Source organism: Nonomuraea sp. NPDC003214, assembly GCF_053590035.1.
This window is the reverse complement of the sequence record NZ_JBSFSX010000005.1, coordinates 226,605-251,577: the sequence shown is the minus strand read 5'-3', so window position 1 is coordinate 251,577 and position 24,973 is coordinate 226,605. Positions and strand designations below refer to the sequence as shown.

Here is a 24,973-nt window from a genome sequence, read left to right as displayed (position 1 = left end):
GGATTTATCGTGGTAAAAGGATCTTTCAACTTCCGGCGGCGCGATCACGCAGGACGCGGCGCTGCTGCTCCAAGGCGACCAGCTCGCCGAACAGCCGGTTGTACTCCTGCTGCTCGTCGACCGGATTGAGCCGCTGGATGCGCGACTTCACCTGGGCGATGGCGCGGTCGACCGCGGTGGCCTCGATGGCGGCCAGCATGGCGGCGGCGTAGCGCTCCTCGGCGTGGGAGTCGGCCTGGATCGCCTCCACCGCGAACCGGGTGACCAGCGCGCGGGCGCCCTCGGCGTGGGCGTGCTCCACCAGCCGGTCGACCCAGGCGCGCCCGCCCGGCCCGGCCGCGGCCAGCCCGCCCGCCGCCACGATGACCTGGTGCAGCGCCAGGTGGTCGGGGGCGGTGAACGCCTGCTGGTCGAGCGCGTCGAAACGCGGCCCCAGCAGCGCGGGCCGCTGCACCGCCAGCTTGAGCAGCTCGGCCTCCACCCGCACGTGCGGGTCGACGGGCGCGGGCCTGGGGGCGCGCTGGGGGCGGCCCTGCTGCGTCTGGGCGGCTTCGGCGATGCGCTGGATGACGAACCGCTCGTCCATGAAGCCGAGCCACCGGTCGAGGTCGATCGCGTAGCGCTTGCGCAGCCCGGCGTCCTTGATCCCGGCCACGATGGGCGCCGCCGCGTCGAGCGCCGCGATCTTGCCCTCGTTGCTGCGCAGGTCGTAGCGGGAGATCGTGCTGCGGATGGCGAACTGGAACAGCGGCTCGCGCCCGGCGATCAGGTCGCGCACCGCCGCGTCGCCCTGCTTGATCCGCAGGTCGCACGGGTCGAGCCCGTCGGACTGGACCGCCACGTACGTCTGGGTGACGAACTTCTGGTCGTCGGCGAACGCGCGCAGCGCCGCCTTCTGGCCCGCCGCGTCGCCGTCGAAGGTGAACACCACCTCGCCGCGGAACTCGGCCTGGTCGAGCAGGAACCGGCGCAGGATCTTGATGTGCTCCTCGCCGAACGAGGTGCCGCAGGTCGCCACCGCCGTCGGCACCCCGGCCAGGTGGCAGGCCATCACGTCGGTGTAGCCCTCGACGATGACCGCCTGGGCGCGCTTGGAGATCTCGCGCTTGGCCAGGTCGAGACCGTAGAGCACCTGGCTCTTCTTGTAGAGCGGCGAATCGGGGGTGTTGAGGTATTTGGGGCCGTCGTCGGCGTCGATCAGCTTGCGCGCGCCGAACCCGATCACGTCGCCGGTGGCGTCGCGGATCGGCCAGATCAGCCGCCCCCGGAACCGGTCGATCGGGCCGCGCCTGCCCTGCTTGGCCAGGCCGCCCTTGACGATCTCGTCGGCGCTGAAGCCGCGCGCCATCAGGTGGCGGGCCAGCGCCTCCCACTCGTTGGGCGCGTAGCCCACGCCGAACAGCTCGGCGTCGGCCCGCTCGAAGCCCCGCTCGGACAGGAACCGCCGCCCCGCGGCCGCGTCGGGGCCGAACAGCTTGTCGGCGTAGAACTCGGCGGCGACCTTGTGCGCCTCGATCAGCCGCGCCCGCTCCCCGTGGTCGCGCCGCGGCACGTAGCCGCCCTGCTCGTACTGCAACTGGATGCCGGCGCGCTGCGCCAGCCGCTCGACGGCCTCGCCGAACGACAGGTGCTCGATCTTCTCGACGAACGTGATCACGTCGCCGCCCTCGGAGCAGCCGAAGCAGAAGAACATGCCGCGCTCGGGGGTGACGTTGAACGACGGGCTCTTCTCGTCGTGGAAGGGGCACAGGCCCTTGAGATTGCCCCCGCCGGCGTTGCGCAACTGGATGTGCTCGCCGATCACGTCGGCGATGGGGGAGCGCTCGCGTACGAGCGCGATGTCGACATCACGGATCCGGCCAGCCACGCGGTGAGTCTATTCGGCTCCCCCGACAGACTCTCACCGACGGGCGACCCCACAGCGGGCGTTCACACCCTCCTCCTCCGGGAGGGGACAGCATCGGTCACACGGGACAGCATCCGATAGCGGAAAAGCTGTTATGGGAACGCCCCCCGTCGGCTACAAAGGTAAAGGCTGGGGTCGGATACGGTGACGCGGGTGGAGATCATGCGGAGCACACGGTGGGTGGCGGCGACGGCTGCCCTGCTCGCGGTCGCCGCGTGCAGCCCGGCGACCGGCGTCGCCGGGGTCAGCGCGCGGACGCCGGCCTCACCCGGCACGTCCGGCGCGCCGAGCTCGCCGGGCACGGGCGGCTCGGCGGCCGTGACCACGACGATCCCGCCGCCGACGCCCGAGCGGCAGGCGTCGGTGCGCGCCCCCGAGGGCGACGACCCGGTACGGGTGCCGCCGCCCAAGCTGTCGAAGTACACCTACACGTTCCCGGTCAGGGGCTGCCGGGTGAGCTACCAGCGCAGGCTCCTGGTGCTGCCCAAGACGACGATCTGGGCGGCCGAGGGGTGCGCGTTCGTGGCGCCGGTCGGCGGCGTCGTGGACGAGGTCAACACGCGCAACCGCTGGCTGCCGTCCACCGACGCGGGCGCGCACCGGGAGGGCCGCTTCGTCACGATCATCGGCGACGACGGCGTCCGCTACCTGGGCGGCCATCTCGACAGCGTCGCCGACGGGATCAGGCCGGGCGTCCGCGTCTCCGGCGGCCAGGTGCTGGGCACGGTGGGCAACTCGGGCAACGCCCGCACCACCGGGCCGAACCTCTACTTCGCGATCTCCTGGAAGACCGGGCCGTCGCTGTGGTGGGTGCGCCGGGGCATGGTCGAGCCGTGGGACTACCTGGACGCCTGGCTGTCGGGCAACCGCACGCTGTCGCCCCGGCAGGAGACGCTGGCGATGCGCGCCAGGCTGGGCGAGTCGCCGCGCTGCACGGTCCTGTGCACGTCGAAGAAGGCGCCGAAGACCACGAAGTCGCCCAAGCCGGACGACGACCCGTTCACGCTCAACCCGACGGGCAACCCGGCCACGATGCAGTGACGCGGGTCAGCGGCTGAGCCGCCGGTGCCAGCCGACGGCGGAGGTGTCGGTGAGCGAGGCGATCTGGTCGATGACGACCCTGACGCGGGCCTTGTCGTCGGGCGCCGCCAGGAAGGCGGGCCGGAAGGCGGGCTCCAGCGTGCCGGGGGCGCCGAGCGTGATCAGCGAGGCCAGCTCGGTGATCAGGTCGCGCTGCCTGGCCTGGGTGGCGTGGTGGTCGTCGGTGGTCATCACGTAGTGGGCGGTGATGCCCTTGAGCAGGGCGCACTCCAGCCGGGTGGTCTCCGGCACGAGCAGGTCGGCCCGGTGGCGGGGCCCGTACGCGCCGATGGTGGCGCTCTGCGCGGCGCGGCAGAAGCGGCCGATGAGGCCGCTGGTGAGGGCCTTGAGCCCGGCCAGGTCGGCGAACGTGGCCGCGAAGCGGCGCGGCCACAGCGGCTCGGCCACCAGGGCGGCGAAGACCTCCTCCAGCTCGCCCAGGTCGGCGCCGGGCGCGTACCAGGTGCGGGTGATCTCGCACACCTGCCTGCGCTCGGCGGGCGAGCGGAGCGCCTCGGGCGTGACGTGGCCGGAGTGCAGGGCGTCCTCCAGGTCGTGCACCGAGTAGGCGACGTCGTCGGCCCAGTCCATGATCTGGGCCTCGAAGCTGACGCGGCCCTCGGGGGCGCCTTCCCTGATCCAGCGGAAGACGGGCAGGTCGTCGTCGTAGACGCCGAACTTGGCCGACCGGTCGCGGGTCCACGGGTATTTGACGGAGGCGTCGAGGGCGGCCCTGGTCAGGTTGAGCCCGGCGCTGGTGCCGTCGGCGGCGATCACCTTGGGCTCCAGGCGGGTGAGCAGGCGCAGGCTCTGCGCGTTGCCCTCGAACCCGCCGCAGCCCTCGGCCAGGGCGTTGAGCGCGACCTCGCCGTTGTGGCCGAACGGCGGGTGGCCCAGGTCGTGCGCGAGGCAGGCGGTCTCGACCAGGTCGGGGTCGACGCCGAGGGTGGCGCCCATCTCCCTGCCGACCTGGCCGCACTCCAGCGAGTGGGTCAGCCGGGTGCGCGGGACGTGCTGGCCGACGCCGAGCGTCTCGCCCGGCCCGACGACCTGGGTCTTGGCGGCCAGCCTGCGGAGCGCGGAGCTGTGCAGGATGCGGGCGCGGTCGCGCTCGAACGGGCTGCGCTCGGGGTTGCCGGGCGGCTCCGGGACCCATCGGGCCTGATCGTGGGTGTCGTAGGCGGCCATAAGTGCAGTGATTTTATCCAGATTCCGGACTCCGCTAGTGTCAAGCCTCGCGAGAACCCCCTTCCCCGGGAGCCCTCCCCTCATGACGACTGCGTTCCGGGCCGTGCTGGCCTTCACCCTGCTCGCCGGCTTCTACGTGCTGGTGGGCTCGGTCGTGACGGCGGCGCTGGTGTTCGACGTGCTGCTCGTCGTCGACTTCCACGCCAACGGGCTGCGCGCGGCGATCGTGCTGACGCTCGCCGCCGCCGCGCTCGTGCAGGCGCTGGTCATGGTGAGCCGGCGGCCGGGCGGTGAGGAGCCGGGCGTGGCGGTGTCGCGCGAGCACGAGCCGGTGCTGTGGCAGACGGTCGAGGACCTGGCGCGGCGGGTGCGCACCGCGCCGCCCGACGAGATCCGCCTGGTGCCGGAGGTGAACGCGGCCGTGGCGGAGGACACCCGCTTCCTCGGCCTGGTGGCGACGCGGCGGCGCATGTACGTCGGGCTACCGCTGCTGCAGACGCTGACGGTCGACGAGATGCGCGCGGTGCTCGGGCACGAGCTGGGCCACTACAGCGGCTCCCACACCCGGCTGGGCGCGCCGGTCTACCGGGGGCGCGTCTCGCTCATCGCGACCGTGGGGCACCTGGGCCGCCATCCGATCATCCAGAAGGTGTTCGCCGCCTACGCCAAGCTCTACCTGCGCATCTCCCAGGCGGTCTCGCGCCGGCAGGAGCTGGAGGCCGACCAGCACGCGGTCGCGATCGGCGGCCGGCAGGCGATGGCGCAGGCGCTGCGCAAGATCCACCACACGGCGATCGCGTGGGACCTCTACACCGAGGGCTACCTGGCGCTGACGGGGGCGGGCGGGTGCCGGCCCGCGGCGGTGTTCGGCGGCTTCTACTCGCTGCTGAACGATCCGGCCAGGCAGGCCGAGCTGGCGCGGCTGGGCGAGCAGCCTCAGGAGACGTCCCCGTACGACTCCCATCCGAGCCTGGCCGAGCGGCTGGCGGCGATCGAGCTGCTGCCGGAGCCCGAGCACGTGCCGGACCCGCGTTCGGCGCTGACGCTGCTGCGCGACGCCAACGTGGCCGCGCACGCCGTCGAGGAGTCGATGTGGACGCCGAAGGCGCTGGCGGAGCTGCGGCCGGCGTCGTGGGACGAGCTCGTCGCCGAGGGCATGTACGCGGTCCGCAACGCGGGCGCGCTGCACGACCTGGCGACGGCCGGCGGGCAGGTCATGGGCGCGAACCGGCCCTACCTGGACGCGGCGTTCGAGGCGATCGCCCGGGGCCGCCAGGCCGAGCTGGAGGAGCGGCTGCGCGCCTCCGGCTGGGAGTCCGAGGGGCCGGTGCTGGCCACCGTGCTGCGGCTGGCCCTGGAGGCGGTGCTCATCCAGCACGGCCAGGCCCGCTGGTCGCTGTCGTGGGCGGGCCCCGCCCGGCTGCTCTACGACGACGGCGAGGAGGCGGCGCTGGCCGAGTACGCGGCCCAGGTCGCCGCCAGCCCGGCCGCCGTCGCCGGGCTGCGCGCCTGGCTGGGCGACCAGGGCGTCCCCCACGACTACGTGCCGCCGGGCGCCGAGCAGCCGGCGCCCGTGGCAGCGGTATGAGAGCCCGCTAGCGCGAGTCGGAGTCGCTGCCGCTCAGCGCCGCGCGGCCCGCCTCCAGGCGGGCCACCGGGATGCGGAACGGCGAGCAGGAGACGTAGTCGAGCCCGGTGTCGTGGCAGAAGTGCACCGAGTCCGGGTCTCCCCCGTGCTCGCCGCAGATGCCGACCTTGAGCCCGGGCCGGGCCGCCCGCCCCTCCTGCACCGCCAGCGCCACCAGCCTGCCGACGCCGTCGCGGTCGAGCGTCTCGAACGGCGACACGCCGAAGATGCCCAGCTCCAGGTAGCGGGAGAAGAACGCGGCCTCCACGTCGTCGCGAGAGAACCCCCAGGCCATCTGGGTGAGGTCGTTGGTGCCGAAGGAGAAGAACTCGGCGGCCTCGGCCACCTGCCCGGCGGTGAGCGCGGCCCTCGGGGTCTCGACCATGGTGCCGATCAGGGCCTCCACGCCCGCCTCCGCGAGGATCGCGGCGGCCTCCTCACGGACGGCCTCCAGCTCCTGTACGGCGGCGACCAGCGGGATCATGATCTCCGGCCTGGCCCCCGGCACCTCGCGGGCCGCCTGGGCGATCGCCCGGACCTGCATGGCGAACAGCCCGGGGATGACCAGGCCGAGCCGTACGCCGCGCAGGCCGAGCATCGGGTTCTGCTCGTGCAGCCTCTTGACGGCGGCCAGCAGGGCGCGGTCCTTGTCCGTGGCCTGGCCCGTGGCGTCCTTGACCGACAGCGCCACCATGTCGGGCAGGAACTCGTGCAGCGGCGGGTCGATGAGCCGGATCGTCACCGGCAGGCCGTCCATCGCCCGGAAGATCTCCGCGAAGTCGGCCTTCTGGAGCGGCTCCAGCGCGTCGAGCGCGGCCTTGCGCTCCTCGTCGCCGGAGGCCAGCACCAGGTCCTCCACGAGCTGCCTGCGCTCGCCCAGGAACATGTGCTCGGTGCGGCACAGCCCGACGCCCTCGGCGCCGAAGCGGCGGGCGCGGGCCGAGTCGTCCGGGGTGTCGGCGTTGGCCCGCACGCCGAGGCGGCGCACGGAGTCGGCGTGCCGCATGATCCGGTCGACGGCGCGGACGAGGTCGTCGTCGGACCGGTCCCCGCTGCCCGCCGAGCCCTCGAAGTACTCCACCACGGCCGAGTCGACGACGGGCACCTCGCCCAGGTAGACCTCGCCGCTGGTGCCGTCGATGGAGATCACGTCGCCCTCGGACACCACGACGCCGCCGGGGGCGGTGAAGCGGCGCTCGTCCACGGACACCTCCAGCTCCTCCGCGCCGCACACGCAGGTCTTGCCCATGCCGCGGGCCACCACGGCGGCGTGGGAGGTCTTGCCGCCGCGGCTGGTCAGGACGCCGCGGGCGGCGATCATGCCGGACAGGTCGTCGGGGTTGGTCTCGCGGCGGACCAGGATGACGTCCTCGCCCCGGGCGGCCAGCTCGACGGCGCGTGCGGAGGAGAAGACGGCCTGGCCGACGGCCGCGCCCGGCGAGGCGTTCATGCCTTTGGCGATCTTCTTCTTCTCGGCGCCGCCGTCGAAGCGCGGGAACATGAGCTGGGCGAGCTGGTCGCCGGTGACGCGCGTGACGGCCTCGTCCATCGTGATGAGGCCCTGGTCGACGAGCTGGGTGGCGATGCAGAACGCGGCGGCGGCGGTGCGCTTGCCGACCCGGGTCTGCAGCATCCACAGCTTGCCGCGCTCGATCGTGAACTCGATGTCGCACAGGTCCCGGTAGTGGTTCTCCAGCTTCTCCATGATCGCCAGCAGCTCGTCGTACGAGCGCTTGTCGAGGCGTTCGAGGTCCTGGAGCGGGATCGTGTTGCGGATGCCGGCGACCACGTCCTCGCCCTGGGCGTTCTGCAGGTAGTCGCCGTAGATACCCTGCCTGCCGGTGCCCGGGTCGCGGGTGAACGCGACGCCCGTGCCGGAGTCGTCGCCGCAGTTGCCGAACACCATCGCCACGATGTTGACGGCGGTGCCGAGGTCGGCCGGGATGCGCTCCTGGCGGCGGTAGAGGATGGCGCGCGGCGCGTTCCAGGAGTCGAAGACGGCCATGACGGCCAGCCGCATCTGCTCGCGCGGGTCGGCCGGGAAGTCGCGGCCGGTCCGCTCGCGCACGATGCCCTTGTACGTCTCCACCAGGCCCTGGAGCTCGCCCGCGTTCAGGTCGGTGTCCTGGCGGTCGCCCTTGAGCGCGTCGAGGGCGTCCTCGAACAGCTCGCCGTCGATGCCGAGCACGGTCTTGCCGAACATCTGGATGAGCCGCCGGTAGGAGTCCCAGGCGAAGCGCTCGTTGCCGCCCGACTGCTTGGCCAGGCCGTGCACGGACTCGTCGTTGAGCCCGATGTTGAGCACCGTCTCCATCATGCCGGGCATCGAGAACTTGGCCCCGGAGCGGACGCTGACCAGCAGCGGGTCGTCGGCCTGGCCGAGCTTGCGGCCCATACCGGCCTCCAGCGCGCTCAGGTGCGCGGCGACCTCGTCCTCCAGGCCGTCGGGCAGGGCGCCCTCGGCGAGGTAGTGGCGGCACGCCTCCGAGGTGATCGTGAACCCCGGAGGGACGGGCAGCCCCAGGTTGGTCATCTCGGCGAGGTTGGCTCCCTTGCCGCCGAGGAGATCTTTGAGATTCCTGTTGCCCTCGGTGAAGTCGTAAACGTACTTGGCCACCACAGCTCCAATCAACGCTTCTGCCCGGGACTCTACCGGCGAAATAGATGATGAAACTGCACCCTTAGGATAAACCACTGTTTTGCCTGGTCAACACCGAAACAGAGGTTTAATCCACTCAATATTCGGCAAGCTTCGACAATTGGTTTATACCAATGGTTCAAACCAATTCCGAAGAGGTTTCCGCGTGCCCGGGCGGAATCGGGGGCGCGGAACCACGCCCTTTACAACCCGGCCTGACTGGAGCAGCGTGACTGTTCAGCCCCGTCCCCGCGATCCCACGGTGACCGGCGGCTGGGATCCTCGGCCCCGTGCTTTCCACGACACGCCGACTGACGGCCGCCGTCTGCCTGGCGGGAGCGGTCGCCTGCGCAGCCACGACCCCCCAGTCCGGGGAGCTCTTCCACATGACCGTGCTGCGTCCCGGCGACTGCATCGCCGAGATCTACGGCGACCTGACGGCGACGCTCGTGCCGTGCGGGCTGCCGCACGCCGCCGAGTTCTCCTCCATGTACGTGCTCCCCGAAGGCCCGTGGCCGGGCGAGACCGAGGCGATGCGCAAGTCCAGGGCCTGGTGCGCCGACAAGATGCGGGTCCTCCCGGACAAGCGGCACCTCGTGGAGGCCACCGCCGTGCTCCCGCTGGAGCACGAGTGGCCGCGCCACCGCACCGCCTACTGCATCGCCGTGCCGCGCAAGGGCGAGCTGGTCGGGCGGGTGCTCAAATGAGCGGATCCGCCTCCGGCGCCGGGCCCGGCGCGCCGTCCCGCGCCGGCAGCCACAGCACGAACGTCGACCCCCGGCCCACCTGCGAGAACACCGCCACCCTGCCGCCGTGCGACTCCACGATCTGCCGGACGATCGCCAGGCCCAGGCCGGTGTGGCGGTCCCTGCGGCTCGCCTCGCCGCGCCAGAACCGGTCGAACACCCGGGCCTGATCGGCCGCCTCCAGCCCGGGCCCGTCGTCGCGCACCGCCACCCACAGCCACCCGCCGTCCGCCCCGGAGCCTCTCCGCTCCCTCCCGGCGCCCCGCCGCTCCCTCCCCTGCCACTCCCTCCCGGAGCCGGCCTCCCGTCCCCGGGCCACCGGCGGACCGCCCGCGGAGTCGTGAGCCGCCGGGTCCGGACCCGGCGTGCGGCGGGCGGCGGCCCGCAGCCGCGCCGGGGCCGGAGTCCCAGCGGAGGTGGAAAGGGTTTCGGCGGCCGTCCACGGGGCGCCCCAGCGGCCGGCGGCGACGCGGACCCGGCCGCCCGGCGGGGAGAGGCGCACCGCGTTGGACAGCAGGTTGGCCACCGCGCGCCGCAGCGCGTCCTGGTCGCCGGTCATCTCCAGCCCCGGCGTCAGCTCGCGGGTGATGGTGAGCGAGCGGGCCGAGGCCAGCGCCGCGTACTCCTCGCACGCCTCCCCCGCCACCCGCGCCAGGTCCAGGTCGGTGTCGGCGAAGGCGGTACCCTGCCGCCTGGCGCTGGCCAGCAGGTCCTCCACCAGCCGCGTCATCCGGGTCGTCGCCCGGTCCACGACGGCGACCGCGCGGGCCCGCTCCTCGTCGCTGGCCTCCGGCGACAGCAGGACGGCGTCCACGTTCGCCCGGATGATCGTCAACGGGCTGCGCAGCTCGTGGGAGGCGTCGTCGATGAGCTGCCGCTGCGCCCGGAACGCCTCCTCCAGCCGGTCGAGCATGGTGTCGATGGTGTCGGCGAGGTCCTTCAGCTCGTCGTTCGGGCCGCCGAGCGTGATCCGCCGGGTCAGGTCGGTCGCCTGGATCTCCTCGGTCGTCCGGGTGATGGACCGGACCGGCCGCAGCACCCGCCCCGACAGCATCCAGCCGATGCCGAGACTGGCCAGGAACAGCGCGCCGAGCGTGTAGAGGGAGTAGTCGCGCAGCGTGTCCATCGTCCGCACGTTGATCGCGTTCTCCACCTCCTCCATGAGGACCACTTCCCGCTTGCCGATGTACTCGCCGTCGCGGAACGCCTTGGCGACCTCGGTCGCGTACCCCCGCTGCTCGGTCGTGCGCGAGACGGCGAGGTAGATGCCGCCGAGCACCAGCGCCGCCAGCAGGAACAGCAGCCCGGAGTAGAGCACGGTGAGCCGGAACCGGATGGTGTGGATCATGTGGGCTCCCTGAGCCGGTACCCCCGGCTGATCACCGTCTCGATGAGCCCGTCCGACTGGAGCTTGCGGCGCAGGTTGCCGACGGTCACCCGTACGGTGTTGGTGAACGGGTCGGCGTGCTCGTCCCAGACGTGTTCGAGCAGTTCCTCGCTGGAGACGACGTGGCCGGGCCGCGTCATCAGGTAGTGCAGCACCCCGTACTCCTTGGGGGTGAGCGCCAGCGCCCGGCCGCCCAGCGACACCTCCATCCTCGCCGTGTCGATCCGCAGCAGCCCGACTTCGAGGACGGAGGTGCCGCCGGTGTCCCTGCGGAGCAGCGCCCGGACCCTGGCCAGCAGTTCGGGGAAGGCGAACGGCTTGACCAGGTAGTCGTCGGCGCCCTCGTCGAGCCCGCGCACGCGGTCGTCCAGCCGGTCGCGGGCGGTGACCATGATGATGCGCACGTCGTTGCCCGCCGCCCGCGCCGCCCGGCACAGCTGGAAGCCGTCGCCGCCGGGCAGGTTGAGGTCGAGCAGCACCAGGTCGTAGCCGTTCACCTGGAGCTTCTCCTGCGCCGCCGGGGCGTCGAAGGCGACGTCCACGGCGTATCCGGCCCGGACCAGGCCCACGCGCAGCGCGTCGACCAGGTCCTCCTCGTCCTCGACCACCAGCAATCGCATGCCTGGACCCTAATTTCGGATGATGCGTTCCGCGATGGGCGCGGCGCGGTCGATCGGGATGGCGAAGCCGATGCCGATGTTGCCGCCGCCCCGGTCCGCCGCGATGGCCGTGTTCACGCCGACGACCTCGCCCCGGGCGTTGACGAGCGGGCCGCCGGAGTTGCCGGGGTTGATGGAGGCGTCCGTCTGCACGGCGGTGCGGGCCGAGCCGCCCAGCCTGACCTCGCGGTCCAGGGCACTGACGATGCCGGCGGTGACCGTGCCGGACAGGCCGAGCGGCGAGCCGATGGCGAGCACCTGCTCGCCGACGGCCAGGGCGGCGGAGCGGCCGAGCGTCGCGGGCGGCAGCCCGGCGGCGCCGTCGACGCGCAGCACGGCCAGGTCCTCGTCGTCGGCGGCGCCGAGCACCCGGGCCGCCAGCCTGCGGCCGTCGCCGAGCACCACAATCACCTCGCTCTCACCGCGTACGACGTGCGCGTTGGTGAGGACGTGGCCCCGGCCGTCCACCACGAACCCGGAGCCGCCTCCGCGCCGCAGCTCGATCGAGACGACGCTGGGGAGCACGCGGGCGGCGGTGGCGCTCATCCCGGCCAGGCTGCCCGCCGGGGCCGGGGCGGCCCTGGGCAGCGCGGCCGCGGCGGGCGGCTCGCTCCCGGCGAACACCGCCGCGCCGGCCAGACCGACCGCGCCGCCGGTGACCGCCGCGACGAGCACGGCGGCGAGCAGCAGACGACCGCCCCGAGGCGGCGCGGCCGGCCCGGCCATCGCCCGCGCGCCCGGCGTGACCGCCGGGGCCGGGCGGGTCAGGGGCGGGGTGACGAACTCCGGCCCGCTGGGCCGGCCGAGCCCGATCACGGCAGCCTCGCGAACCAGAGCATCGAGGCCCCGGCGGCCAGCAGCCCCAGGACCAGGGCCGCCGCCACGAACCACTGCCAGATCTCCTGCCGTTCGGTCCGGTAGCCGACCGACGTGCCGATGTCCTCGTAGACCGCCTGGAGCTCGTCGCCGCTGGCCGCCTCGTAGAAGCCGCCCCCGGCGGTCTCGGCCAGCTCCCGCAGGGCGGGGCCGTCCACCGGGACCGGCACCTGGCGGCCCTGCAGCTCGATGACGCCGCCCTGGGTGCCGTAGGCGATGGTGGTGACGGGCACGCCGCGCGCGGCCGCCTCCCGCGCGGCCTCGGCGACCGTCCTGCCGGTGGTGCTGGAGCCGTCCGACAGCAGCACGATGTGCGCGGGCGGCGCCTCCTCCTGGCTGTCGAGGGCGGCGATCGCCTCCAGCGACGACAGGACGGCCTCGCCGATGGCGGTGCCGGCGGACGTGGACAGCCGGTCGAGCGCGGTCAGCACCGCCTGCCTGTCGGTGGTGGGCGGGACCGCCACGGACGCGTCCGACGAGAACGCGACCAGGCCCAGATTGAACCGCTCCGGCAGCCCGTCCACGAACTGCCGGGCCGCCTGCCGGGCGGCGGTGAACCGGTCCGGCGACACGTCGGTGGCCTCCATGGACGCGGACACGTCGAACGCCACCATGATCGTCGCGCGTTCCCTGGGCACCCGGACCTCGGCCGTCGGCCTGGCGAACCCGACGACCAGCAGCGCGAACACGCCGAGCAGCAGCACGGCCGGCACGTGCCGCCGCCATCCGGGCCCGCGCGGGGCCACCTTGTCGAGCAGGTCCAGGTTGGTGAACCGGACGGCGTACGCGCTGCGCCTCGCCTGCGTCACCACGTACGCGACCGCGAGCAGGGCGACGGGCGCCAGGAGCAGCAGCCACATCGGCGAGAGCAGCGTCACCGGCCCCCACCCCCCGACGACCACGCCCCGGCGACACCGGGGGCGGCGGGCGCAGTGGGGGCGGCGGGCGCGGTGGAGGCGGCGGCGGTGGAGGCGGTGGCGGCGGTGGGGGCGTGGGCGAGGCGGCGGTGGGTGAGGATGTGGCGGGCGAGGTCGCGGAGCCAGTCGCCGTCGGTGCGCAGCCGCAGGTGGGCGGCGCCGGCGCGGCGCAGGGCGGCCGCGATGGCGGCGCGCTGGGCGGCGGCGGCCTCGGCGTAGCGCAGCCGCAGCCGGGCGCCCGCCGTGGAGACCTCGCGCCGCCGCCCGGTCTCGGGGTCGACGAGCGTGAGGACGCCGACGTCCGGGAGCGTCAGCTCGCGCGGATCGAGCACCTCCACCGCGAGCGCCTGGTGGCGGACGGCGAGGCGGCGCAGCGCCGGCTCCCAGGCCGCCGGCTCGTCCAGGAAGTCCGACACCACCACGACGAGGCCACGCCGCCGCACCGCCTTCCCGAATCGCCCGATCGCCGCGCCGAGCGGCGGCGGGGCGGCGCCCGGCGGGGTGCGGGGCAGCGCGGACACGGCCCGCAGCACCGCCATCAGGTGGGCCCGCCCGGTCCTGGCGGGCAGGACGCGGACGCCGTCGCCGTGCAGCAGGTGGGCGCCCATCCGGTTGCCGGTCCGCTGGGTGAGGAAGCCGATCGCCGCCACGGCGGCCAGCGCGAGGTCGCGTTTCTCCATCGTGGCGGTGCCGAAGTCCATGCTGGCCGTGGCGTCGAGCAGCGTCCACACCTCCAGCTCGCGGTCGGCGACCTGCTCGCGCACGTGCGGCTCGGCGGTGCGCGCGGTGACGTTCCAGTCCATCCGCCGCACGTCGTCGCCGGGCCGGTACGGCCGGGCCTCGGCGAGCTCGCTGCCCGGCCCGGGGAACAGGCCCAGGTGCTCGCCCTGGAGCAGCCCGTCCAGCCGCCTGGTGATGACCAGCTCCAGCCTGCGCAGCGCGGGCTCGGCCGCCAGGTGGGCGGTCATGCGGCCACGTCCTGCTGCGGGGCGATGACCGGGAGCGGCACCGCCGACAGGACCTGGTCCACGATCGACCTCGGCGGCACGTCGTCGGCCAGCGCGTCGAACGACAGCACCAGCCGGTGCGCCATCACGTCGGGCGCGAGGTCGCGGATGTCGTCGGGCAGCACGTACGAGCGGCCGCGCATGAGCGCGAGCGCCCGTCCGGCGGCCAGCAGGCCGAGCGTGGCGCGCGGGCCGGCCCCGAAGGCGAGGTGGCGGCCCAGGCCGGGCAGCCCGTAGCGGTCGGGGGCGCGGGTGGCGTGGACGAGGCGGACGGCGTACTCGGCGACGGCGTGGTGGACGAACACCTGGTCGGCGCGGCGTTGCAGCTCGGTGAGCCGGTCGGGGTCGAGCACGCGCTGGGGCACGGGCGGGTCGACGCTCATCCGGTAGGCGATCGCCAGCTCCTCCGACTCGCTGGGGTAGCCGACGTCCACCTTGAGCAGGAAGCGGTCACGCTGTGCCTCTGGCAGGTGGTAGACGCCCTCGGACTCGATCGGGTTCTGCGTGGCCAGCACCAGGAACGGCGTCGGCACCTGGTGGGTGACGCCGCCGATGCTCACCTGCCGCTCGGCCATGATCTCCAGGAGCGCCGACTGGACCTTGGCGGGCGCCCGGTTGATCTCGTCGGCGAGCAGCAGGTTGGCCATGACCGGGCCGAGCTCGATGTCGAACGTCTCGGTCGACGGCCGGTAGATGCGGGTGCCGACGATGTCGGACGGCACCAGGTCGGGCGTGAACTGGATGCGGGCGAAGGTGCCGCCCACCACGGTGGCCAGGGTGTGGCCCGCCAGCGTCTTGGCGATGCCGGGCACCCCTTCGAGCAGGCAGTGCCCCCTGGCCAGGACCGCGACCAGCAGCCGCTCGACCATGTGGTCCTGGCCGACGATCACCCTCTTGACCTCGAACAGCGCCCGTTCCAGCAGTTCGGCGTCGGTCATGGCCTGACCTCGGGGCAGTCGTCCACGACGAGGCGGAGCTCCAGTGCGGACGGCTCCGGCCCGGCGTACGCGGCGCCGCCCGTCAGGAGCAGCGCGCCGCCGGCCAGGAGAAGGGCGGCGATACGTGTGATGCGTGGCATGGATCCCCTGTCCCTTTCATCGGGTTCAGGGCCATGTCATCAAGCGGGCGCGAAAACGTAGGTAACTGCGGCCTTTATACGATTTTTCGGTGGGGTGGTCAGGCGTCGCGCCGCAGCACCACGAGCGCGACGTCGTCCTCCCGCGTCCCGAAGGCCGCCAGCATCCCGTCGCAGAACGCCTCCAGGTCGTCCCCGACGGTCTCGGCCAGCGCCCTGGCCCGCTCCAGGCAGTCGTCCAGCAGCGTGTGCCGGTCCTCCACCAGCCCGTCGGTGAACAGCATGACCGTCCCGCCGGGCGGCAGCACGAGGTGGTCGACCTTGTACTCCTCGTCGGCCACGCCCAGCATGAGGTTGCCCATGTCGTGGTAGCGGGCGTCGGGCCCGGCCATCAGCGGCGGGATGTGCCCGGCGTTGGCCAGCGCGATCTCGCCCGTCGCCGGGGTCAGCAGCATCAGGCAGACGGTCGCCGTCATGCCCGGGTGGTAGTGGCGCAGCACCTTGTTGAGCAGGTCCATCGACGCCGACAGGTTCACCTCGTCCATGACGGAGGCGCGCAGCGCGTGACGCAGCTCGGCCATGACGGTCGCGGCGTGCAGCGAGTGGCCCATCACGTCGCCGACCGCCACGAGCATCCGCTCGCCCAGGCTCAGCACCTCGTAGAAGTCGCCGCCCACCTCGAGCCCGCCGCCGGCGGGCTCGTAGCGCAGGCCCAGCGTCACCCCGGCCACGTCCGGGACGTACGGGGGCAGCAGGCTGCGCTGCAGCATGATCGAGGTCGCGTGCTCCTCGGTGTAGGCGCGCCGCGCGTCGACGGCCAGGGCCAGCTCCTGGGCGAGCTGGCGCAGCAGGTTGACCTCGTCGGCGTCCAGCTCCGGGCCGGCCTCGACGCCGAGGAAGATCGGCGGCCGGCCCTTCCTGGTCCGGCAGAGTACCCCGGTGACCGGCATGTCGATCTCGGAGTCCGGCACGAGCTCGCGCCACCGCTCGGGCGGCAGGGTGATCACCTCGGCGCCCGTCGCCGGGCCGAGCGCGATCGCGGTCAGGCGCTCCAGCAGGCTTGGGGCGACGCCCTTGCCGGCCGCCGCCTCGCCGGGGCGTGCCCGGTAGCGGCGCAGCCGCCCGTCGGCGGGCAGCGCCAGCGCGCCGGAGAAGCGGCCCATGATCTCGGCGGTGCCCGCCACCGCCACCGACAGCAGCCGCTCGAAGGAGTCGGCCCGGTTGATGCGCAGCGTCGTCTCGGCCAGCCTGGCCAGGCGCCAGGCCATCACCTCGGCCTGCCGCCGCGCCCGCGAGTAGCGCAGCGTGGCCACGACGGTCGCGGTGAACTCGTCCGGCTCGATGGGCTCCGACAGGTACGCGTCCGCGCCCCGCTCCAGCCCCTCGGCCCGGTCGGTCACCGAGACGGCGTGGGCCGACACCTGGATGACCGGGATCGAGGCGGTCGCCGGGTCGGCCTTGATGCGCTCGCACACCGCGTAGCCGTCGAGGCCGGGCAGCCGCACGTCCAGCACCACCAGGTCGACGCCGCCCCGGGCGAGCACCTCCAGGGCCTCCTCCCCGGTGCCGGCCTCGACGACCTGATGGCCGGCCCGGCGCAGCCAGCTCGACAGGATGTATCGCTTGGTGGGCGTGTCGTCCACCACGAGGACCGTCGCGGGCGGCTCAGCCACGGCTCGTCCCCGTGGCCTCGCGCACCGCGCGCAGCAGGTCCTCGCGGCGCAGCCGGTCCTTGGACAGCACCGGATGACCCGCCACGGCCCTGCCCGGCGCCACGGTCACGACCACCACCGGCACCTCCCTCAGTTCGTCGTCCTCCGCCATGCGCTGGAGCAGCGCGTTTCCGTCGAGGCGCGGCATCAGCATGTCCAGCACGACGACGCCGGGCCGCCGCTCCTTCATCACGCTCAGCGCCTCGACGCCGTCGCCGGCCTCGTCCACGTGGACGGCGAAGCCGTGCAGCATCCTGCGGGCCAGGGCGCGGAACGCCTCGTCGTCGTCGGCGATCAGCAGCCGCTCGACCTCGGGCACCAGGTGGTGGCGCGGCAGCCGGACGGTGACCGTCGTCCCCTCGCCCGCCGCGCTCGCCAGCTCCAGGCTCCCGTCCAGCGCCTCCACCAACCTGCGCGCGTACGGCAGCCCGATGCCGGTGCCCCTGGCCGTGGCCTGGAGGGGGCCCGGCACCTGGTAGAACTCCTCGAAGACGCGCTCCAGGTCCTCCTGCGAGATGCCGATCCCGGTGTCGGCCACGGTGACGACCACCTCGTCGGCGGCCTCGTCGAGCTCCGCCCGCAGCCGCACCTCGCCGCTCCGGGTGAACTTCAGCGCGTTCGACAGCAGGTTGCGCAGCACCCGGGTGAGCATGACCGCGTCGGTGTAGATCTCGGCCGCCTCGGGGGCGACCGAGGTGCGCAGCTCCACCTCCCCGGTCGGCTGCATCGTGACCCGGAGCTGCTCCACGAGCCTGGCCAGGTCGCACAGGCCGAACTCGGGCTGCAGCCGCCCCGATTCGGCCTTGGCCATGTCGAGCAGCTCGCCCACCAGCGCCAGCAGCGTCTCGGCCGAGCCGCCGATGAGCCGGATCTGGTGCGCCTGCTCCTCGGTGAGCGGCTCGCCGCCGGGGCCGACGAGCAGCCGGACCAGGCCGATGACCGAGTTGAGCGGGGTGCGCAGCTCGTGGCTGAGCGTGGTCCAGAACCGGTTCCTGGCCTCCGACGCCTCGCGGAGCTGCGTGGACTTCTCGTCGAGCTCGGCGTAGAGGGCGACGACGCCGCGGTTGGTCTCCTCCAGCTCGCTGGAGAGCTGGTTGTAAAGGGCCAGCACGCCGGTGTTGGTCTCCTGCAGCTCGGTGTTGAGCCGCCGCACGTCCTCCAGCGCCGTGGCCAGCTCCTCGTTCTGCGCCCGCAGCTCCTCCAGCGCGCTGACCGGGGTCAGGCCGGCCAGGCTGTCGCGGATGCGCTCGGCGGGCGGGCCCGGGCGGCGCGAGGGCAGCCGCTTGACGATCGTGACCGGCCCGCCGGGCGTGGCGGTGACCTCGTCCACCAGGCGCCGGGCGAGCGCCAGGCCCTCCGATGAGCACAGCGCGTCGGGGGCGCGCTCGACGGTGATGAGCAGCCGGTCGCTCTCCAGCGAGAACACGACCAGGGCGCCGGTGCCGGCCATCTCCCGGCCGACCTCGCTGAGCGCGGTCGCCACGCGGACCTGGTCCTGCGTCTCCAGTCCGGACAGCTGCGCCACCGCGCGGCCGAGGCGGCGCAGCGAGAAGACGTCCTGGTCGCCGGTCAGCCGGAGCCGCGCCACCTCGGTCCCGCTCATGGCCGCGGCCTCACGATCACCACGCAGGCGTCGTCGCGGCGGCTGCCCGCCTCGCGCAGCAGCCCGGCCGCGATCACGGCCGGGGAGCAGGTGAACAGGCCGGGGACCGCGCCGGCGGACCAGCGCTCGGTCAGCCCGTCGGAGTGCAGCACCACGCTGGCGTGCTCGCCCAGCTCGTACTCGTACTGGCGCAGCGTCCCGCCCTGATGACCGGCGATGCCCGGCACGGAGATCATGCCCTGGCGGCCGTCGGCGCGGGAGATCCAGCCGGAGACGTTGCCGAGCCCGGCGTAGCTGACGGCGGTGGACATGACACGCGCCACCGCGACCGCGCCGCCACGGGTGGAGTTCAGGCCGCGGTGGACGCGGGCGAGGATCTCGCGCGGCTCGTCGCCGGGCGAGCGCAGGAACAGCGCCACCGCCTCGCGGGAGGCCTGCGCGGCGGCCGGGCCGTGCCCCAGCCCGTCGCACACCAGCACGGTCGTCACCGGCCCGTCGGTGACGATCGCGTACGAGTCGCCCGACACGCTCTCCTCGCCGATGGGCCGCACCAGGCCGCTGGCCGGCGGGAGGGCGTCCAGCTCCGCCTTGCCGAACTGGACGGCGAGCACGGTGCCCTTGCCCGGCAATGAGTGGACGTCGTAGCGGGAGGCGATGCGGGCGATCGCGCCCAGGCCGATGCCGAGCGTGCCGGACGTGGAGTAGCCGTCACGCAGGGCGCGTGCCACGTCGGGCATGCCCGGCCCCCGGTCCAGCGTGATCAGCTCGACGACGTCCGGGGCGCCCGGGCAGAGCCGGACCAGCGCCATCCCCTGTTCGGCGTGCTTGACCAGGTTGGAGACGGCCTCGGTGGCCGCCACCGCGATCTGGCCGGTGCGCTCGTCGCCGAACCCGGCGGCCAGGGCGAGCCCGGTGGCGAGCCGGCGCACCGCGCCGACCGCGCTGGGGTCCTCGGCGCGTATCCAGGTGTCGTCGCCGAACCGCCTGATGCCGTCCACTGATCCAGCCACCTATCTGGCCCACTTCGTCACGGTCACCGTCGTCCCCTTGCCGGGGGCCGATGTCAGCTCGAACTCGTCGACCAGCCGCCGGGAGCCGCCCAGGCCCAGGCCCAGGCCGCTGCCGGTGGTCCAGCCGTCGGTGAGCGCCTGCTCCACGTCCGGGATGCCGGGGCCCTCGTCGACGAAGGACAGGCGGAGGCCCCGGCGCAGGCCGTTGTCGACGATCTCGACACTGGCCCGGCCTCCCCCGGCGTACACGAGCGCGTTGCGGGCGAGCTCGCTGGCCGCTGTGACGATCTTCGTCTGATCGACGAGGGAGAGCCCGACGTCCACGGCCAGGGTCCGGACCCGCTGGCGCACGGCCACGACGTCGGCGTTGCTCGTGATCGGCAGCTCGTGACCGCCTCCGGTCATCGTGACGTGCTCCGGGTGTGCTCCAGCAACGCGACGCCCTTCTCCAGGTCGAGGGCGGTGCGCACGCCGCCCAGGGACAGTCCTAGCTCGACCAGCGTGATGGCCACCGCCGGGCGCATGCCGACGACCACGGTCTCGGCGTCGAGCATCCGCGACATGGCGGCGATCGTGGCCAGCATGCGGCCGATGAACGAGTCGACGATCTCCACGGCGGTGATGTCGATGATGACGCCGCGCGCCCCGGTGGAGACCACCCTGTCGGCCAGGTCCTCCTGGAGGGCCAGCACGCTCTGGTCCTCCAGGTCCACCTGGATGGAGATGATGAGGATGTCGCCCAGCTTGAGAATGGGGACGCGCTCCATCAGACCTCCTCGGTCCGCACCGCGATGCGGGTGCGGCGGGGGGTGCTGATCTCGGTGCCGCTGCGGCTGAGCGCGTAGGCGAGGGCGTCGGCGAGCGAGGCCTTGGTGACGATGTCGCCGAACTCGATGCCGAGCGTGACGATGGTGTGCGCGATCTGGGGGCGGATGCCGGAGATGACGCATTCGGCGCCCATCAGGCGGGCGGCGAAGACGGTCTTGAGCAGGTGCTGGGCGACCTGGGTGTCGACGGCGGGGACGCCGGTGATGTCGATCACGGCGTGCTCGGAGCCGGTCTCGACCAGCGTCTGCAGCAGCTTCTCCATCACGACCTGGGTCCTGGCCGAGTCCAGGGTGCCGATCAGGGGCACCGCGACGATGCCCTCCCACAGCTTGACGACAGGCGTCGACAGCTCCAGGAGCTGTTCCGCCTGGTCCAGGATGATCGTCTCGCGGGCGGTGGCGTACACCTCGAACGTGTAGAGGCCGAGGTCGTCGATCAGCCGCGAGAACCAGATGAAGCCGCGCAGGGCGTCGGCGGAGCCGTCGCTCTCGACGGCCTCGTAGACGGCTTCCTTGAGGCTGTAGACCGCGCGCGCGGTGTCGGAGGGGGTGTGGCCCTGCCGGGCGCGCTCGCGCGACAGTTCGGCGAGCAGGCCGCGGACGTCGGTCAGGTCGTCACGGCCCTCGCCGATGGCGAGGCGCAGCGCCTGGTAGATGTCCCGCAGCTCCTCGCCGGACGTCTTGGCCAGGGCTGTCCAGCGCTGCAGCACCCGCTCTTCCTCAGTGGTGAGCAGGTCGTGGATGCGTTGCCTGCTGGCATCAGCGTGAGCGGTCAACGGTGACCTCCGGAGCAGATCGGGACAGGGGCAGTCCATGAATGCTACAAGCGGGAGATGTGGTGTTACGTCCAGGTATGCGAGGATCGGCGCGAACGGAACGCGAAAGGGCCGCACCGGAGTGCGGCCCTTTCGGTGAACGAGCGGTGCGTCAGTCGTTGAGGTGCTGGCGCAGGTAGGAGTCGACCTGGTCGAGGGCGATGCGCTCCTGGCTCATGGAGTCGCGCTCGCGCACGGTGACCGCCTGGTCGTCCAGGGTGTCGAAGTCGATCGTGATGCAGAACGGCGTGCCGATCTCGTCCTGGCGGCGGTAGCGGCGGCCGATCGCCCCCGCGTCGTCGAACTCGACGTTCCACCGGCGGCGGAGCTGGGCGGCCAGGTCACGCGCCTTCGGCGACAGGTCGGCGTTGCGCGACAGCGGCAGCACCGCGGCCTTGACCGGGGCCAGGCGGTGGTCCAGGCGCATGACCGTGCGCTTCTCCATCACGCCCTTGGCGTTGGGCGCCTCGTCCTCGGTGTAGGCGTCGAGCAGGAACGTCAGCGTGGCCCGGTCGACGCCGGCGGCCGGCTCGATCACGTACGGGACGTAACGCTCGCCGGTGTCCTGCTCGAAGAAGCTGAGGTCGACGCCCGAAGCCTTTGAGTGGGCGGTCAGGTCGAAGTCGGTGCGGTTGGCGATGCCCTCCAGCTCACCCCACTCCGAGCCGGTGAAGTTGAAGCGGTACTCGACGTCCACGGTCCGCTTGGAGTAGTGGGACAGCTTCTCCTTGGGGTGCTCGTAGAGCCGGAGGTTGTCCTTGTTGATGCCCAGGTCGGAGTACCAGCGGAAGCGCTCGTCGATCCAGTACTGGTGCCATTCCTCGTCGGTGCCGGGCTTGACGAAGAACTCCATCTCCATCTGCTCGAACTCGCGCGTGCGGAAGATGAAGTTGCCCGGCGTGATCTCGTTGCGGAACGACTTGCCGATCTGGCCGATGCCGAACGGGATCTTGCGGCGGGCCGACTGCTGCACGTTCTGGTAGTTGATGAAGATGCCCTGGGCGGTCTCGGGCCGCAGGTAGGCCAGGCCGGACTCGTCCTCGACCGGGCCGAGGAAGGTCTTGAGCAGGCCGCTGAACTGCCGGGGCGCGGTGAAGGAGCCCTTGTTGCCGCAGTTGGGGCAGGTGATGTCGGCCAGGCCCCCGGCGGGCTCCTTGCCGTTCTTCTCCTCGTACGCCTCGAGCAGGTGGTCGGCGCGGAAGCGCTTGTGGCAGGACTGGCACTCGGTCAGCGGGTCGGTGAAGGTCTCGACGTGACCGCTGGCCTGCCACACCTCGGGGGCCAGGATGACGCAGGAGTCGAGGCCGACGACGTCCTCGCGGGCCTGGACCATCGACAGCCACCACTGCCGCTTGACGTTGTTCTTCAGCTCGACGCCCAGCGGACCGTAGTCCCATGACGCGCGCAGTCCGCCGTAGATCTCGCTCGACGGGTAGACGAGCCCGCGGCGCTTGGCGAGGCTGACGATGGTGTCCATGACGTCGGTGCGTCGTGCCATGTTGGTCGGTTCTCTTTCCGGCTGGAGGTCGGCGAGGGAATTCTCAGTGGACTCTCAGTGAGGTCCCAGCTTAGGGGACGGGGCCGCGGCCCCGTGCGCGAGTGACGTTACGCGCCTTCGAGGAGGTAGACGTCCTCGAAGGCACTGGGTTCGTTGACCATGAGCGTCATGAGGGGATACATCGCCATCCGGGCGGCGGACAGCGCCCGGCGGTAGAACCCGGCGCCCTCCCATTCGCTGATCACGGCCCACAGGTTGGGCTCGTCGACGGACCGCGCCAGCCGGCCCCGGACGTAGCCGGGCTGTTCGGCGAGCAGGTCGAGGATGGCTTGGCCCTGCTTGGCGAAGTCTTGGGACTGGGACTCTGGAACGGTGTAGCGGATCACGGCGAGCACGCCCCCAGGATGTCAGACGGCGCGGAGCCTCCGGGCCGATTCGCGCGGCGCTAGGCTCGGGACCGTGGGCACAGACGACGACCGCCGCAGACACCCGCTCGCCCAGCCGCGTCCCGGGGCCAAGCGCCCGCTGCCGCCCGGCGAGCAGTTCTTCACGCCGGGGGCGACGGGCCTGCGCAAGTCGGTGGAGGAGCGCAGCGCCACGCCGATGGCGTTCCTGTTCACGCAGGTGCCCCGGTGGGTGGCACCCGCGGTGATGGTGGTCCTGCTGCTGGCCGGGTTCGCGGTCACCAACTGGCTGGGGGGCGTGGCGGTGCTGCCCGTCCTCGTCTTCATCGGCTGGCTGGCCTACCTGTCGTGGCCGTCCCTGGGGGTGGGCGGGAAGCTGCTGCGGGTGGCGATGCTGACGTTCCTGGTGCTGCTGGCGGCGACCAGGTTCGGGGCGTTCTAGCCGGTCGCCGGTGTCACGGCCTCACGGCAGCAGCGTGTAGTGCGGGAAGTTGCCGGGCAGGCGCTCGCCCTCGGGGCCCTGGGTGGCGGCCCGGACGAGCAGCTCGCCGCCGACGAACGCGCCGCGCCAGGAGGCGCCGAGCCCGCCGAACAGCTCCTCCCGATCGCCCCGGGAGCGTGGCCGGTTGTGGCCCACTTTGAAGGCCCGCACGTCGCGGGCGAGCCTGCCGTACGTATCCTCCTCGTCGCAGGACAGGGTGGCGACCAGGGCCCCGTTGCTGGCGTTCATCGCGGCCAGCAGCTCGGCCTCGGTGTCCACCAGCACGATCGTGTCGACGGGGCCGAACGGCTCGGCGTGGAAGAGGGGCGAGGAGCGGGGTGGGCTGAGCAACGCCACGGGCGCGAAATACGCCGAAATATCCTGCCCCGGCAGGAAATGTCCGTCAGCCAGCGACGCCCGGTGCACCGGCACCCCGCCCCGCGCCACCGCCTCGTCCACCTGGTCGGCCAGCTCCTTGGCCTTCGAGGCGTTGATCAGCGGCCCGAAGTCCAGCTCCGGCAGCGGATCGCCGGGCTCGGCCACGGCCAGCGGATGCCCGAACCGCAGCGACCCGACCGCCGCCAGGTACGCCCGCAGGAACTCGGGGAACAGCGACCGCTGCACCACGAACCTCGGATAGGCGGTGCACCGCTGCTTGCCGTAGTCGAACGAGGCCCGGATCTGCCGGGTGAGCGCGTCCCAGCCGGAGAACTCCCACACGCCCCAGCAGTTGAGCCCCTCCTGCTCCAGCACGTGCCGCCGCTCCAGGTCGGCCAGCGAGGTCGCCACGCTGGCGCCCGCGTCGCGCCCGCCGACGAACGACACGCAGCCGAGCGAGCGCCCGGCCACCAGCACCGGTGACAGCTCCGCCCCTCCCCCGCTGACCAGCGTGAAGGGCAGCCCCTCCCGCACGGCCAGCGCGCAGGCGAGCGTGAGGCAGCACAGCCCGCCGTCGGTGGGCGTCTTGGCGATCACCGCGTTGCCGGCCAGCGCCTGCACGAGCATCGCGTGCATGAGCACGCTCATCGGGTAGTTCCAGCTCGCGATGTTGCTCACCGGGCCGGGCAGCGGCGCCCGCCCGGCGACCATGCGGTCGATCTCCTCCAGATACCAGCGCACCCCGTCCAGGCACCGGTCCACGTCGGCGCGGGCGGTCTTCCACGGCTTGCCGATCTCCCACACGAGCATCAGGGCCAGCAGGTCGCGGTGCTCGGCCATGGCCGCCACGGCCGCCGCCACCCGGACCTTGCGCTCGGCGAGCGGCAGGTGCCGCCACTGCCGGTGCTCGTCGACGGCGCCCGCCACGGCCCGGCCCGCGCCCGCCCGGTCCAGCCGGGGCGGCCCGGCGATGGCGGTGCCGTCCAGCGGCGAGAAGACGGGCGCGGGCCGCCCGTCACGCTGCCAGAACCCGCCCCAGTGGTTGAGCACCCGGTCCTCGTGGAACGCCTCGGGCGCCACCGCGTGACCGCGTGCGTAGGTGTCCTGCCAGGCCGTACCCGGTTTGAGCAGCATGGCGC

23 protein-coding genes are annotated in these 24,973 nt (G+C 72.8%); 4 read left to right on the top strand and 19 right to left on the bottom strand.

The window, feature by feature from the left end; genetic code table 11:
• Positions 1-25: 25 nt before the first annotated feature.
• Positions 26-1,867, bottom strand: coding sequence for a DNA primase (dnaG, locus tag ACWDXC_RS16960; RefSeq protein ID WP_449982527.1), 1,842 nt, complete (start codon positions 1,865-1,867; stop codon positions 26-28).
• A gap of 201 nt (positions 1,868-2,068) precedes the next feature.
• Between dnaG and ACWDXC_RS16955 the strand changes: the two genes are divergently transcribed.
• A complete protein-coding gene (locus ACWDXC_RS16955) occupies positions 2,069-2,947 on the top strand; it encodes a M23 family metallopeptidase (RefSeq protein WP_449982524.1) in 879 nt (292 codons plus the stop codon).
• A 6-nt stretch (positions 2,948-2,953) separates the two neighbouring features.
• On the opposite strand, the gene ACWDXC_RS16950 is transcribed toward ACWDXC_RS16955, so the two are convergent.
• Entirely contained in the window at positions 2,954-4,174 is a 1,221-nt protein-coding gene (locus tag ACWDXC_RS16950; RefSeq protein ID WP_219509546.1) for a deoxyguanosinetriphosphate triphosphohydrolase, read from the bottom strand.
• A gap of 82 nt (positions 4,175-4,256) precedes the next feature.
• Between ACWDXC_RS16950 and ACWDXC_RS16945 the strand changes: the two genes are divergently transcribed.
• Positions 4,257-5,762 carry a M48 family metalloprotease gene (locus tag ACWDXC_RS16945; protein WP_449982520.1) on the top strand — a complete coding sequence of 502 codons (1,506 nt, stop codon included), beginning with the start codon at positions 4,257-4,259 and terminating at the stop codon, positions 5,760-5,762.
• A gap of 7 nt (positions 5,763-5,769) precedes the next feature.
• Here ACWDXC_RS16945 and ppdK read toward each other — a convergent pair whose 3' ends face one another.
• Positions 5,770-8,418 carry a pyruvate, phosphate dikinase gene (ppdK, locus tag ACWDXC_RS16940; protein WP_449982517.1) on the bottom strand — a complete coding sequence of 883 codons (2,649 nt, stop codon included), beginning with the start codon at positions 8,416-8,418 and terminating at the stop codon, positions 5,770-5,772.
• A gap of 311 nt (positions 8,419-8,729) precedes the next feature.
• Between ppdK and ACWDXC_RS16935 the strand changes: the two genes are divergently transcribed.
• Positions 8,730-9,146 carry a hypothetical protein gene (locus ACWDXC_RS16935; RefSeq protein WP_357585070.1) on the top strand — a complete coding sequence of 139 codons (417 nt, stop codon included), beginning with the start codon at positions 8,730-8,732 and terminating at the stop codon, positions 9,144-9,146.
• On the opposite strand, the gene ACWDXC_RS16930 is transcribed toward ACWDXC_RS16935, so the two are convergent.
• The 15 genes from ACWDXC_RS16930 to ACWDXC_RS16860 form a co-directional block, all read right to left on the bottom strand.
• The gene (locus ACWDXC_RS16930) at positions 9,139-10,533 is read right to left on the bottom strand and encodes a sensor histidine kinase (RefSeq protein WP_449982514.1); all 1,395 of its coding nucleotides are present in this window, start codon (positions 10,531-10,533) and stop codon (positions 9,139-9,141) included. The two genes, ACWDXC_RS16935 and ACWDXC_RS16930, sit on opposite strands and share 8 nt — an antisense overlap.
• Positions 10,530-11,192 (bottom strand): response regulator transcription factor, encoded by a 663-nt coding sequence (locus ACWDXC_RS16925; protein ID WP_449982511.1) that lies wholly within the window; start codon positions 11,190-11,192, stop codon positions 10,530-10,532. Before ACWDXC_RS16925 ends, ACWDXC_RS16930 begins: the two co-directional genes overlap by 4 nt.
• 9 nt (positions 11,193-11,201) lie before the next feature.
• Positions 11,202-12,047: a S1C family serine protease gene (locus ACWDXC_RS16920; protein WP_449982509.1), complete on the bottom strand. Its 846-nt coding sequence runs from the start codon at positions 12,045-12,047 to the stop codon at positions 11,202-11,204.
• Positions 12,044-12,985, bottom strand: a complete 942-nt coding sequence (locus ACWDXC_RS16915; protein ID WP_449982507.1) for a VWA domain-containing protein — start codon at positions 12,983-12,985, stop codon at positions 12,044-12,046. The genes ACWDXC_RS16920 and ACWDXC_RS16915 overlap by 4 nt, the downstream gene beginning before the upstream one ends.
• Positions 12,982-13,992 carry a DUF58 domain-containing protein gene (locus tag ACWDXC_RS16910; RefSeq protein WP_449982504.1) on the bottom strand — a complete coding sequence of 337 codons (1,011 nt, stop codon included), beginning with the start codon at positions 13,990-13,992 and terminating at the stop codon, positions 12,982-12,984. Before ACWDXC_RS16910 ends, ACWDXC_RS16915 begins: the two co-directional genes overlap by 4 nt.
• Positions 13,989-14,969 (bottom strand): AAA family ATPase, encoded by a 981-nt coding sequence (locus ACWDXC_RS16905; protein WP_449982502.1) that lies wholly within the window; start codon positions 14,967-14,969, stop codon positions 13,989-13,991. The genes ACWDXC_RS16910 and ACWDXC_RS16905 overlap by 4 nt, the downstream gene beginning before the upstream one ends.
• Entirely contained in the window at positions 14,966-15,109 is a 144-nt protein-coding gene (locus tag ACWDXC_RS16900) for a hypothetical protein (protein ID WP_449982499.1), read from the bottom strand. Before ACWDXC_RS16900 ends, ACWDXC_RS16905 begins: the two co-directional genes overlap by 4 nt.
• A gap of 98 nt (positions 15,110-15,207) precedes the next feature.
• Complete coding sequence (locus tag ACWDXC_RS16895; RefSeq protein WP_449982496.1) at positions 15,208-16,779, bottom strand: SpoIIE family protein phosphatase; 1,572 nt, start codon at positions 16,777-16,779, stop codon at positions 15,208-15,210.
• Positions 16,772-18,421 carry an ATP-binding protein gene (locus tag ACWDXC_RS16890; RefSeq protein ID WP_449982493.1) on the bottom strand — a complete coding sequence of 550 codons (1,650 nt, stop codon included), beginning with the start codon at positions 18,419-18,421 and terminating at the stop codon, positions 16,772-16,774. The genes ACWDXC_RS16895 and ACWDXC_RS16890 overlap by 8 nt, the downstream gene beginning before the upstream one ends.
• Positions 18,418-19,419: an ATP-binding SpoIIE family protein phosphatase gene (locus ACWDXC_RS16885; RefSeq protein ID WP_449982490.1), complete on the bottom strand. Its 1,002-nt coding sequence runs from the start codon at positions 19,417-19,419 to the stop codon at positions 18,418-18,420. The genes ACWDXC_RS16890 and ACWDXC_RS16885 overlap by 4 nt, the downstream gene beginning before the upstream one ends.
• 12 nt (positions 19,420-19,431) lie before the next feature.
• Positions 19,432-19,836 (bottom strand): anti-sigma regulatory factor, encoded by a 405-nt coding sequence (locus ACWDXC_RS16880; RefSeq protein ID WP_449982487.1) that lies wholly within the window; start codon positions 19,834-19,836, stop codon positions 19,432-19,434.
• Positions 19,833-20,198, bottom strand: coding sequence for an STAS domain-containing protein (locus tag ACWDXC_RS16875; protein ID WP_219509531.1), 366 nt, complete (start codon positions 20,196-20,198; stop codon positions 19,833-19,835). The genes ACWDXC_RS16880 and ACWDXC_RS16875 overlap by 4 nt, the downstream gene beginning before the upstream one ends.
• A complete protein-coding gene (locus ACWDXC_RS16870; protein WP_449982483.1) occupies positions 20,198-21,034 on the bottom strand; it encodes an STAS domain-containing protein in 837 nt (278 codons plus the stop codon). Before ACWDXC_RS16870 ends, ACWDXC_RS16875 begins: the two co-directional genes overlap by 1 nt.
• 151 nt (positions 21,035-21,185) lie before the next feature.
• Positions 21,186-22,571, bottom strand: a complete 1,386-nt coding sequence (locus tag ACWDXC_RS16865) for a glycine--tRNA ligase (protein ID WP_219509529.1) — start codon at positions 22,569-22,571, stop codon at positions 21,186-21,188.
• Between the two features lie 107 nt (positions 22,572-22,678).
• Positions 22,679-22,966 (bottom strand): antibiotic biosynthesis monooxygenase family protein, encoded by a 288-nt coding sequence (locus tag ACWDXC_RS16860; protein ID WP_219509528.1) that lies wholly within the window; start codon positions 22,964-22,966, stop codon positions 22,679-22,681.
• Between the two features lie 64 nt (positions 22,967-23,030).
• On the opposite strand from ACWDXC_RS16860, the gene ACWDXC_RS16855 reads away from it, so the two are divergent.
• The gene (locus ACWDXC_RS16855; RefSeq protein WP_449982479.1) at positions 23,031-23,417 is read left to right on the top strand and encodes a DUF6703 family protein; all 387 of its coding nucleotides are present in this window, start codon (positions 23,031-23,033) and stop codon (positions 23,415-23,417) included.
• 21 nt (positions 23,418-23,438) lie between these two features.
• Here ACWDXC_RS16855 and ACWDXC_RS16850 read toward each other — a convergent pair whose 3' ends face one another.
• Positions 23,439-24,968: an aldehyde dehydrogenase family protein gene (locus ACWDXC_RS16850; protein ID WP_449982476.1), complete on the bottom strand. Its 1,530-nt coding sequence runs from the start codon at positions 24,966-24,968 to the stop codon at positions 23,439-23,441.
• Positions 24,969-24,973 lie beyond the last annotated feature (5 nt).